Raw genomic sequence first — 10,641 nt, 5'->3', positions numbered from 1 at the left:
GCCGCCACCGCCGCCACCGCCGCCCTGATCGTCGCCGGCGTCGACAGGAACCTCGCCACCACCACGGTCCGCCACCTGCACGACGACCTCGGACCGACCCACTCCCCCCGATAAAGGACCCCCTATGCACCAGTCCCAGCCGCAACCCCCGTACGAATACAGCGACGAAGCCGCGCACGAGCCGCACCAGCCGCCGTACGCGACTTTCGACACCCACAACACCCACGACCCGCACGACACTTACGACCCGTACGACACTTACGACCCGCACGCCAGCTACGAGCCGCCCGCGCCGCGAAGGAGCCGGCGGCCGGTCGTCGTCGCCGTCGCCGCCCTGCTTCTGCTGGTCCTCGCCCCGGTGGCCGTCGACCGATTCATGGCCGTACAGGTGGAGGCCCGGACGGCGAAGGCGTTCCAGCAGGGCATGCACACCCCGTTGCCGCCCAAGGTCCGGGTGCACGGTTTCCCGGTCCTGACCCAGATCGCCTCCGACAGCCTGCGGGACGTGGACATCACCGCCCATGACATACCCGCCGCCGACTCGACCGGCCCCCTGCCGGTGAGCGAACTCTCCCTGCACCTGGCGGGGTTGACGAAGTCGGACGACGACCAGGAGGCGCGGGCCCGGTCGGCGGAGGCGACCGCCCTGCTGACCTACGCGGACGTGTCCGACGCCCTCGGCCTGGAGGTCTCCCGGGGCAGCCGCCCCGACCGGCTCAGGGCGACCGTCGCCCTCCCCCTCGGCAACAGCGTGACCGCGACGACCACCGTCTCGGCAGTCGCCGGCAACCGCATCGCGTTCAAGGACTTCAAGGTCACGGGCGGCCTGATGTCCGGGGCGGCGGAAACCGTCCTCGACAAGGCCTTCGAGCAGCCCATCCAGCTCCGGAACATCCCCGACGGCCTGCACCTGCGTTCGGTCACCGCCACGGAGAGCGGCCTCACCGCCCGCTTCTCGGGCACGTCGGTCACGTTCCACGCCGACAACTCAGCGCAGGGCACGACGACACAGGACAGCTCGTCGCGCCTGACCGCCCTGACCACGACGACGAGGTTCGCGACGGCCCGAGCGACACCGTGAGAAGCCTCTCGCTCTCACATCGCCCAAGATGGGGCGCCCCACATATCTCGCACGTCTCGGCCGTACCCCGGCCGCATCCCGGCCGCATCCCGGCCGCATTCCGGCCGCATTCCGGCGATGGGCGAACGCCGGCCATCGGTCATCTCCGCGCCGGGGGGCGGAACCCGACACCAGCGGATGAACGTATCCGGCGCACCGATACGGCCCCGGCCCGGACCTCCGATCCCATGTCGACGGGGCATCCCTGCGTGAGGTACCGGGCTCGGAGCCGCTCCTGGAGCCCGGCCGGGCGCTGGAGTTCACGGCCGAGGTCCTCAAGGCCCTCGCGCACTCGCACCGCCAGGGCATCGTGCGCCGGGACATCAAACCGGCCAACGCGATGCTGACCGGCACCATCGACAAGCGGGAGCCCTGCGCCGACCAGGCCGTGGGCCTCGTCTGCCGTCAGACCCCGGCCGGCGGACAGCTCGCGAAGGGCCGGCCGGTCACGGTCGTCGTCTCCACGGGCGCACCGAAGACCGAGGTACCGGACGTCACGGACAAGGACCAGTCCGACGCGCCCCGGACCCTGGAGGAGAAGGGCTTCGAAGTGCGCACCCGACGCATCGACTCGACACGGGCTCCCGGAACCGTCCTGGAACAGAACCCGCAGGCCGGCGAACAGGCGGCCAAGGGCACGGACATCACGCTCACCGCGGCCGAGGCACCCGAGCGCGTCACGGTCTCCGACCTCACGGGCCGGACGGTGAGCGAGGCCAGGAAGCTGCTGACCGAGAGCAACCTGAAACTGGGCACCACGACGGAGGTCACCAGCACCTCCCCAGCGGGTTCCGTCGTCGACCAGAGCATCACGGCAGGCGAGACGGCCGCGGCAGGCTCACCCATCGACGTACAGCTCGCCACCCCACGACACCGCACAACCCCGAACAGCACCCCCACCCTGCCCCCACCACCCACGTTCCCGCTCCCGTGATCTCTCTCCTCCCCCTCCCCCCGAGCCGCCGCGATGCCGTGGTCCCGCCCCGTCATGTGCGCCGCAAGCAAGCCCTCGCGATCACGACCACGGACCAGAGAGGCTCCACCTCAGCCCACCGCCATACGCTGATCCGCTAGGCTGTCAACGACCGCCCTCAACAGCGGTCCCCACCCTTGCGACAACGGGGGCGACTGCTCACCCAGAGTATTCACCCACGCTCCACGCAAGCCCCGCCTTCGTAGCTCAGGGGATAGAGCACCGCTCTCCTAAAGCGGGTGTCGCAGGTTCGAATCCTGCCGGGGGCACCAGGCAAAAGGCCCCGGACCGATCATGGTCCGGGGCCTTTGACATCTACTTTTGACATCAACGGGGGCGGTCAGCCGCGGCTGGGCCGCTTCTTCCTGTTCCTCAGCAGCCGGTCCATGTGGCTCATGGCTTCGCGCTGGGTGTCCTGGACGACGTGGGTGTACACGTCCATGGTGATGCTGATCTGGGAGTGCCCGAGGATTTCCATCACGATGCGGGGCGCGACTCCGGCAGCCGTGAGGAGGGTGGCGGTGCCCTGGCGTGCGTCGTGGAGTCCGATGACGCGGAGGCCGGCGGACTCGGCGACGCGGGTGAAGGAGCGGTAGAGGTTGCGCGGCTCGACCGGGTGGCCGGTGCGGGTGGCGAAGGCGTAGTCGGAGTGGTGCCACTTCTCCCCCGCCTTGGCACGGGCGCCCGCCTGCCGCATGCGGTGCCAGCGCAGGGGGGCGATGCAGAGGGCGGGCTGCGGGACGGCTCGGCGACGGCGGCTCTTGGGATCGTCGTCGTAGAGGACGCCACGGCGGCGAATGGAACGACCGCCACGCCCGAGGAGAGATCACCCTGGAGCTCGCCGAACTCCGCCGCGCCCTCGATGTCGGGCTCGCGCGGATCGACGGCCAACTCGCACTCCTGGTACAGCGTTCCGACCAGATCGACAAGGCCATCGAGGAACTGGACGGCCGCGTCACGGCTCAAGCGCTCCCGTTGGCCCCTCCCGGCCATCAGCGCGATCACGGGTGTCGCAGCGTTCGCTGTCGCCGCCTGGTCGGCACTCGGTCGGTGACCTGGCCGGGCCCACCTGTGTTCGAAACCGCGTCAGTGCGTGGCAGTAATCACGCCCTTGATCGGAGCAACACGTTCTTATGAAGATGCTATGAGATCACCTGTTCGATAAGTTGTGCCGCGACCATCACTTTCAGTCACACGGGGAACAACTTTGCGTACACGCAGGAGACTTGCGGCCCTCTTATCCATCGCAGGCGTGGGCATAGCCATGCCGCTCGCCGGAGCGGCACCAGCCCAGGCGGCCCCTCCAACGACCGCCTGCAACACCATGTACAGCGCCCAGATCACCTTCTGGGCCATGACGTGCAGCCGACCGGGCCAGCCCGTGATCGGCGGCTTCGCGACCTGGCGGAACGTACCGATCACCTACGACCAGGTCAGCACCGACGCGACCGTGCAGACGGCGAACTACCTGCGCGTGACGCCCAACACCGACGGCGACGAGTTCGGCCGGAACATCGAGATCGGCCTGTACGCCGAGAAGACCGGCAAGACCACGATGAAGTACGGGCCCCGCTGGACCGAACTCGGCAAGGACGGCGGACGCACCAAGGCCATCACCGCCGGCGTGAACCCGAGCAAACCGGACAAGCGGAACCACACGTACATGCTGGTTCGCCAGGACACCGGAAACCAGTGGGACGTCCTGTACGACTTCAACACCGTCGGCAGCACCACCGACCAGCTCAAGGTCATCGGGGGCGCCACCAACCGCGTCGACGTCGGTCTCGAGGTGACGGGCCCGCAGCACACGAACGTTCCGGACATCGCCAACCGCATGCAGTTCATGGACGGCAACCAGTCCTGACACCAGGTTGCCACGAACAACGTCGCCAAGGTTCTCTCGCTGCCCACCTGCAGCAGCACGAACAAACCGCCGTACTGCTTCACGAGCAAGCTGACGGACAACACCACGTTCACCCAGTGGACGGCGAGCAAGCCGCGTAAGCCCGCTCCCTCCGCCGCCGCAACGCGGGACGCAGACGACCCGACGTCATGGACCTCTCTGCTGGAAACCGAGGACGTACCAGCCACCTTCAACGGCGTCGACCAGAAGGCCCTGTCCGCGTGCTTGGACCAGGACCCTGACAGCTGCCTCCAGACGGTTCCCGGCCTGTCCGAGTGCGTGCAGACCGCCCACGTCTGCAACGCCGTCGCTCTGGAAGCCAAGCCACAGGTCATGGCCGCCCGCGCTGCCGGCGACACGCCCAGCGCAGCGTCCCTCCGCGAGCGCGCCGCGCACTCCTTCGCCGTCGACCCGCAACACATCGGCCTGGCCCGGTCGTCGACCACCGCGGAACGGTCCCTGGGCACCGGGACGGAGCCGACATGGACCGTCAGCTCCCATCAGATGACGCCGGGACTCGAGCACGACCACCGGCGCTATCGGGGCTTCACCGCCGTGTACTCGGCCCGGACCGGCCAGCTCCTCGAAGCCTGCTGGGGCGGGATGTGCCGTTCCTGAGCGGACGGAACCAGCAAGGCGCCACCCGCGACGGCCGCCACGAGCGATCCCGGCCGATGCCTTCCACCATCCGAGACTTCACCACGCTTCCCAGGGAGCAACTCCGTATGCAGCACCCCAACCACCGAATACGACTGGTCCGCTGGGCCCGCCGAGCGGCAGCCGCCTGCGCCGTGACCCTCCTGACCACTACCGCCGCGACCGCGGCGCCCACTCAGGCGCACACACCGCGACCCGCGACGGCCGCAGGGTTCGTGAACGCCGCGTCCGTTCCCAAGTCCGAGCTCCGAAAGCTGAACCACCCGGTTCCGTTCGCCGCCTACCGGCGCTCGCACAGCAAGCAGACGCGGCAGGGGCACACAGTCCGACGCGCACCCGCGGACGAACAGTCGGACCTGCGCCAGCAGTGCGAGAAGCAGGCGGCGGCCGCGAAGACCCAGGCCGGCTGGATCAAGAGCCGCTTCGAGAGCTGTCAGAAGAAGCCGTACGACCTGATCCTGCGCGACAAGAACGGCACCGAGGCCATCGGACGTCTCTGGTTCGACATGTGGACCCTGGGCTTCGCCTACGACGGAAGCCGCAGGGTCGACTACCTGGCCGGCGTCGAGAACATCCGCGTGCAGACCGCGCCTCCCGAGGACGCCACCAAGTGGAGCATCGCGCAGTCTTTCCGGGACGACGTCAACGCCAGTGCCAGCGACCCCAATCCGCAGGTCACGGCTCCCGGCACGGTCCAGCGCGACGAACTTCTCGGCGTCTGGAACGACAAGCCCACATGGACGCTCACGTACGCCTCTCCAGATCTGGGAGCCCAGTTCAACAACGGCAACCAGCAGAAGGTCGCGGCGACGGTCTTTATGGACCTCGGCGTCTCGTCGCCAAGTGTCTCCCCGTACAGCGAGGTCGACGCCTACCACTCCGGCGTCCGCTTCGACTACGCCGGACCCGTGGCAGGCAAGCACAGGGGTACCGTCTTCACCGGAGCCCGCGTGGAACTCGTGATGAGCCGCAAGGATCCCGAGGTCAACGAGAGTGCTCTACACATCTACGACGCCCTGAAGCACCCGGAGCGCACCTTCCCGTCCTTCGCGGGTAAGACCGTCCCCGGGGAGAAGGAGCCCCTTCACCGGCTGGTCGACCCAACCAAGCAGAACGAGAACCGCGACAAGTCCACCAAGGAGTGCAGGGCGGTGTGGGGCGACTACTCCGGAACCGGCCTGGAATGCGACGAGTACCCCTTCGCCAGTACAAAAGAAGGATCGACCAAGGGTGACAACCGGTACTCCGTCCGCCTGATCAGTGGCACGGACAACGGCGAAGGCGGCAAACGGATCTTGGCGATGTACACCACCAACCGGGTCCTGGACGGCGACCCCTTCTATGTGAAGATCACCGACTGACAGAGAGGCATCCCATGGCGCTCCTCGCCGAACACAGCGTTACAGCAAGCCCCGACCGCCGATTCGTCGAGGTCTACGACACCGACGCCTACCTAGGTGACGGAGCAGCCATGGCAGCCGCTGAGGTACAGGTCGTAGCTGGCAACGGCTACCACCTGTACCTGCTCAGCCTCCAACCCCGCATCAACGTACAAGTCACCGTCCGCATCTGGGACACACCCCCCAAGCCCCCCCGCCGACGCCGAAGGCCACACCCCGGTCAGCATCGAGTCCGAGACCGGCACCCTCGTCGTCAACCAGCTGACCATGGGCCCGGCCGGCGAGATCACCCTGCCCCGCCCGGGGGTGTACGAAGGCTACGCGTGGTGGACCGGACGCGAAGCGGCATCCACCTACTACGACGAGACCCTGACGAGCATCACCGACGACTGGACCCTCGAGCAGATCCAGCACGCCTGGTCCCAGTGCCCCGCTGACGAACGCTACGTCCTCGACCTAGCCTTCACCCGGGAGTCCGAACCGGACGACGATGATGACGAATGACAGCCCGCGCTCGCCGTACACCGCAACTCTTCGCGGAGAGACGAGCCATGCCAAGTAACTCTGCTTGACGCAGCCATAGACAGAGACAGCGGTCAGGATTCGGTGCCCGCTGTCACTGCCCGAGTCGAGCGGCCAGGAACACCGCCGCCACCGAGGGGCGGACCGCGTACGTTGCTCCTGTGCTCCCTTCAGGGGCCTCCCACCAGTAGAACGGGTAGCGCCGCCCACTGTTGTCGTATGCCTTGCTCATCCCTGACACCACACCCGCCACGCGGCGAGCGGGATCGCCCTCGTTCGGCCCGTCCAGAGCCTTGTCCACCAGCTCTGTGCAGTGAATCGCCCGGCCCGGGTTCCTCAGCAAGTAGTCGAGTACCCGCCCGGCCTGCGGCGGGAGTTCGGCCAGGAACACCGCGGCGCGATCCAAGTCCTCCGGGCCCCATTCCGGGGCACTGTAGTGCCCCTGTTCGCCAGAGTGCTCCGTCCATCGCAGATCAGCCTCAGCCAGATACACCGTCACGTCTGCCTCCACGGTCGTTCTTGGGCGCCCCATTCTGCCCGGCCACGAAAACACCTTGGGATGCTGATGCGCCCTTGCGGCACTGGACAAGCATGGTGATGTCAGTGGGATCGAATGACTTCCAGCCTTGGCTGACGCGTACACCACCCTGTGGACCAACGACCTCTGCAAGGCGCTCGTCGCCGACGGCTTCGAGGGTGAACGACTGAGCGTGCTTCGGCGGGCCGCATCACTCCCTGCCCAGCTTCGCGCGAGCGGGGGTCAAAGCCGAGGGATGCCACCTATCCGATACGCGTGTTCCGCAAGCAGTTGTGGATGCTCGGAGGCATGGAGGTCGGACGCCTGGTGGACTACGACACTGTCGGTGAGCACCTGGTAGCGGCGCAGCGAACGGCAGATCAAGCGCGTCGTGGACGGAGAGCTGCGCAGAGCGGCGAGTGTGCACGGGATATACCGCTTGGCGCCGCAGTCCACCCGCGAACTGCGCGCGCTCGTCAGCCAGGGTTTCGCCCGCCTGTGACCGTTCACCGCGATCGGGCCGTCCCACCCAGCAAACGGCATTGGCTGGTAGAACCACGGAGAGAAGCTTTCACAGGCGCACGAAGGACACCTCTTTCAGTGCCTCCCGTGCCAGGAGGGTCCCTGACAGCCTCGCCGACAGTCCTCGCCGGAACGGATTCAGCACACATGGGGACGGGAAATCCCGAGAACACGCGAGAACTACAGAGGGGTGTTTTCCCAAGCCAGGCACCCCGCAGTCGATGTTTCCGCAGGTCACAGCCCCGCCCAGAGAAAACTCCCAAAGCGGGTGTCGCAGGTTCGAATCCTGCCGGGGGCACCAGGCAAAAGGCCCCGGACCGATCGCGGTCCGGGGCCTTTGACATCCGCTTCTGACATCAACGCCGCGCGATCACTGGCCTTCGGGGCGCCTCCTGGGCGGCGTGGCATGCGATCACTCCGGGTCCGCAAACCCCGCATCGGTCACGAAGTCGGCCAGCCGGTCCGAGCAGGTTGGTGCACGCGTCGGAGCGCAGAGATACCGTGCCGGTGCTCTGCCGGGCGACGGTCTACGCTTTGTCGGGCACTACGCAGGTCCGCCCGACTCGTGGCCGGTGCTGCGAAGCGGCGCAGGCGGTGTTGAGCGCGAACAGGAACGCCGTCGGGAACACGCCAGCCGATGACCCTCCGTGAAGGAAGGGTATCCGCTTCGTAGCATGAGCCAATGATCAGGTCGACCGAACGGCGCCCCCGGCAGCGGTACGAGCGGCAGAAGCCGGTGCGCCGTCACCGCCTGCTCGCCCTCGGTCTGGTCGGGACCGGCGTGGTGGTGGTTGCGGCGTTCGTATTCCGCCCCGGCTCCCAGGACGCAGCCTCCATTGGTTCCGCCCGAACTCCCCTACGGACGACGGGGACCACGAGGTCCGGTGCACCGGCGCCACCGCACCACCCTGCCGGCACCGTGCGGATCGCCGCCGTGGGAGACATCGTCATGGGCTCGCTGCCGGACGACCTGCCGCCGGATGACGGCGCCTCGTTCTTCGACCCTGTCGAGGACCTGCTCGACGGCGACGTGGTGCTTGGGAACCTGGAGGGCACGCTCACCACCGGCGGTTCCAGCAAGTGCGACTACATCGACGGCCCGAACTGCTTCGCGTTCCACGTCCCGCCGTCCTATGGCCGCTGGTTGAAGAAGGCCGGGTTCACGGTCCTGAACACGGCGAACAACCACATCGACGACTTCGGGGCGGAGGGGCGGCGCGAGACGTTCGCCGCGCTGCGCTCCGTGAACCTGCCGTTCACCGGCCGCCTGGGCCAGATCACCATCCAGCGGGTACGGGGCATCAGGGTCGCGCTGATCGGGTTCGCTCCCGACCGAGGGGCGAACGACCTCACGGACATCCCCGAAGCACAGCGGCTCACCGCCCGCGCTGCAGCAATGGCGGACATCGTGATCGTCACGATGCATGCCGGTGCGGAGGGATCGGACCGCACCCACGTGGAACCCGGCACCGAGTACTTCCTCGGGGAGAACCGCGGCGACAGCTACCGCTTCAGCCGCGCGGTGATCGACGCCGGCGCCGACCTCGTCGTGGGCAGCGGCCCGCACGTGATGCGGGGAATGGAGTTCTACAAGGACCGTCTGATCGCCTACAGCCTGGGGAACTTCTCCGGCTACAAGGTGCTCGGCCTCGACGGCACACTCTCGACCAGCGGCGTGCTGCAAGTCACCCTCGGCGCCGACGGCACCTACGTGTCCGGGCGCCTGCGTCCGACCCAGATCGTGGAGCCCGGCACGCCGGAGCCGGGCGGCGAGGCGATCGACCTCACCTCCAGCCTGTCGGAGGAGGACTTCGGCTCGCACGCCGCCCACATCTCGGCGGACGGGACGATCCAGCGCCCGTAGACCGTCACGGGATCCTTTGCGCTGTGGGGGCTCGGGCTTGGCTCTGGGAGGGCACGCGGATCGAGGCGGGATGTGGTTTCGGCAGACGGCAGACGGCAGATCCTGGCAGTTGCTCATTTCGGCCCTCCCCTCGGACCCCTCGGAGCGCCTCGTACCGCCCGGCCCACCTCCGTGCGCAGCGCCACCAAGCCGGGAGAGCCGCAAGTGGTGATCTGGTCCCGGTCGCCGGGCAGGGCGATCGGGAGGTCGCGGGTGACGCGGGAGCCTGGCCCCGCGGAGAGGACGACAACGCGGTCGCCTACGTACACGCTCTCGTCGATGTCGTGGGTGCCCGCGTCCAGGGAGCCGAACGGCCCGTCCTTGAGGAGCAGGGAGGGCCAGCCGACGAGGGCATGTCGGCACGCCTGCCCGAATTTGTCACGATTACTAAACGTATGGGAGGAGTTCCAGGGTCTTCGGAGAAAGACGAACACGGCCACGCCCGCGGCGTCCATCAGGGCGTCCCGCACACCGCCCCCGGGGACTCCCGCCGCTACGAGCGCGGCCCCGCCGACCAGGGAGAACGGCACGCCGCTGCCGGGGTCGGTGCAGAGCGCGAGCAGCTCGCCGTGGGTGGATCCGGTGCCCCACAGGGTGTCGCAGGCGAGCAGAGCCGCCGCGCCGTCAGCGCTGCCGCCCGCCATGCCGCCGGCGACGGGATGTCCTTGGCGATGCGGAGGTGGACGTCGGGTTCGATGCCGTGCAGCCGGGCGAGGGCGGTGGCGGCGCGAGCGGCCGGGTTCGTCGCGTCAGTGGGGACCTGCGCGACGTCCGGCCCGGAGACGGTGATCCGCAGGCTCTCGGCGGGGGTGACCGTGACCTCGTCGTACAGCCCGAGGGCGAGGAAGACGTTCGCCAGGTCGTGGAAGCCGTCCGGGCGGAGCCCGCCGACCGCGAGCCGGACGTTCACCTTCGCGGGGACGCGCACGGTGCCGGCGCGGGCGGTGCTGCTCGCTGGCGTGGGGCTCCTTGGGCGGGCGGCGTAGGCAGCGTGGCCCAGGCGGCCGACAGCAGCCGATGCCGAGCCCCCGATGAGCTGATCGGGGGCTCGGCATCCGTCCACTTGGCGCTGGACCTTCGCCGCCCCCAAGGAGTCGGGGCGTTCGCCGCGCGCGCCGCCTCAC

Annotated in this window: 8 protein-coding genes, 1 tRNA gene and 3 pseudogenes; 9 read left to right on the top strand and 3 right to left on the bottom strand. The window is 68.4% G+C overall.

Annotation, left to right across the window (positions count from 1 at the left end):
* Positions 1-124 precede the first annotated feature (124 nt).
* The 3 genes from KVT45_RS43310 to KVT45_RS43300 all read left to right on the top strand — a co-directional run bounded on the left by KVT45_RS43310 (position 125) and on the right by KVT45_RS43300 (position 2,365).
* A complete protein-coding gene (locus tag KVT45_RS43310) occupies positions 125-1,081 on the top strand; it encodes a DUF2993 domain-containing protein (RefSeq protein ID WP_217555006.1) in 957 nt (318 codons plus the stop codon).
* A gap of 349 nt (positions 1,082-1,430) precedes the next feature.
* Positions 1,431-2,054 (top strand): PASTA domain-containing protein, encoded by a 624-nt coding sequence (locus KVT45_RS43305; RefSeq protein ID WP_308311039.1) that lies wholly within the window; start codon positions 1,431-1,433, stop codon positions 2,052-2,054.
* Positions 2,055-2,289: 235 nt separating this feature from the next.
* Positions 2,290-2,365: transfer RNA gene (locus KVT45_RS43300), tRNA-Arg, on the top strand.
* Between the two features lie 68 nt (positions 2,366-2,433).
* Here KVT45_RS43300 and KVT45_RS43295 read toward each other — a convergent pair.
* A pseudogene (locus tag KVT45_RS43295) lies at positions 2,434-2,898 on the bottom strand (tyrosine-type recombinase/integrase); the annotation flags it as partial.
* 20 nt (positions 2,899-2,918) lie between these two features.
* Between KVT45_RS43295 and KVT45_RS56945 the strand changes: the two are divergent.
* The 5 genes and pseudogenes from KVT45_RS56945 to KVT45_RS56930 all read left to right on the top strand — a co-directional run bounded on the left by KVT45_RS56945 (position 2,919) and on the right by KVT45_RS56930 (position 6,557).
* A pseudogene (locus KVT45_RS56945) lies at positions 2,919-3,147 on the top strand (hypothetical protein).
* 198 nt (positions 3,148-3,345) lie between these two features.
* The gene (locus KVT45_RS56940) at positions 3,346-3,957 is read left to right on the top strand and encodes a hypothetical protein (protein WP_254648196.1); all 612 of its coding nucleotides are present in this window, start codon (positions 3,346-3,348) and stop codon (positions 3,955-3,957) included.
* A gap of 264 nt (positions 3,958-4,221) precedes the next feature.
* A complete protein-coding gene (locus tag KVT45_RS56935; RefSeq protein WP_254648195.1) occupies positions 4,222-4,614 on the top strand; it encodes a hypothetical protein in 393 nt (130 codons plus the stop codon).
* Positions 4,615-4,721: 107 nt separating this feature from the next.
* Positions 4,722-6,014: a NucA/NucB deoxyribonuclease domain-containing protein gene (locus KVT45_RS43285; RefSeq protein WP_217555005.1), complete on the top strand. Its 1,293-nt coding sequence runs from the start codon at positions 4,722-4,724 to the stop codon at positions 6,012-6,014.
* Between the two features lie 306 nt (positions 6,015-6,320).
* Positions 6,321-6,557 (top strand): hypothetical protein, encoded by a 237-nt coding sequence (locus KVT45_RS56930; protein WP_254648194.1) that lies wholly within the window; start codon positions 6,321-6,323, stop codon positions 6,555-6,557.
* A 112-nt stretch (positions 6,558-6,669) separates the two neighbouring features.
* Here the strand turns inward: KVT45_RS56930 and KVT45_RS43275 are convergent, their stop codons facing one another.
* A complete protein-coding gene (locus tag KVT45_RS43275) occupies positions 6,670-7,074 on the bottom strand; it encodes a DUF6416 domain-containing protein (RefSeq protein WP_308311038.1) in 405 nt (134 codons plus the stop codon).
* A gap of 1,222 nt (positions 7,075-8,296) precedes the next feature.
* On the opposite strand from KVT45_RS43275, the gene KVT45_RS43270 reads away from it, so the two are divergent.
* The gene (locus tag KVT45_RS43270) at positions 8,297-9,478 is read left to right on the top strand and encodes a CapA family protein (protein ID WP_217555003.1); all 1,182 of its coding nucleotides are present in this window, start codon (positions 8,297-8,299) and stop codon (positions 9,476-9,478) included.
* 536 nt (positions 9,479-10,014) lie between these two features.
* On the opposite strand, the pseudogene KVT45_RS43260 reads toward KVT45_RS43270, so the two are convergent.
* Positions 10,015-10,445, bottom strand: a pseudogene (locus KVT45_RS43260) (4-(cytidine 5'-diphospho)-2-C-methyl-D-erythritol kinase); the annotation flags it as partial.
* Positions 10,446-10,641: the final 196 nt, after the last annotated feature.

This window comes from Streptomyces sp. GbtcB6, from assembly GCF_019091475.1.
Taxonomy (GTDB): Bacteria; Actinomycetota; Actinomycetes; order Streptomycetales; family Streptomycetaceae; genus Streptomyces; species Streptomyces hyaluromycini.
The sequence above is the reverse complement of the archived record's forward strand: the minus strand, read 5'-3'. Positions and strand labels throughout refer to the sequence as shown.

What these genes read in the sequence shown, in the direction of transcription:
- KVT45_RS43270 (WP_217555003.1), top strand. Translation starts at nt 8,297, where the DNA reads ATGATCAGGTCGACCGAACGGCGCCCCCGGCAGCGGTACGAGCGGCAG.
- KVT45_RS43285 (WP_217555005.1), top strand. Translation starts at nt 4,722, where the DNA reads ATGCAGCACCCCAACCACCGAATACGACTGGTCCGCTGGGCCCGCCGA.
- KVT45_RS56930 (WP_254648194.1), top strand. Translation starts at nt 6,321, where the DNA reads ATGGGCCCGGCCGGCGAGATCACCCTGCCCCGCCCGGGGGTGTACGAA.
- KVT45_RS43310 (WP_217555006.1), top strand. Translation starts at nt 125, where the DNA reads ATGCACCAGTCCCAGCCGCAACCCCCGTACGAATACAGCGACGAAGCC.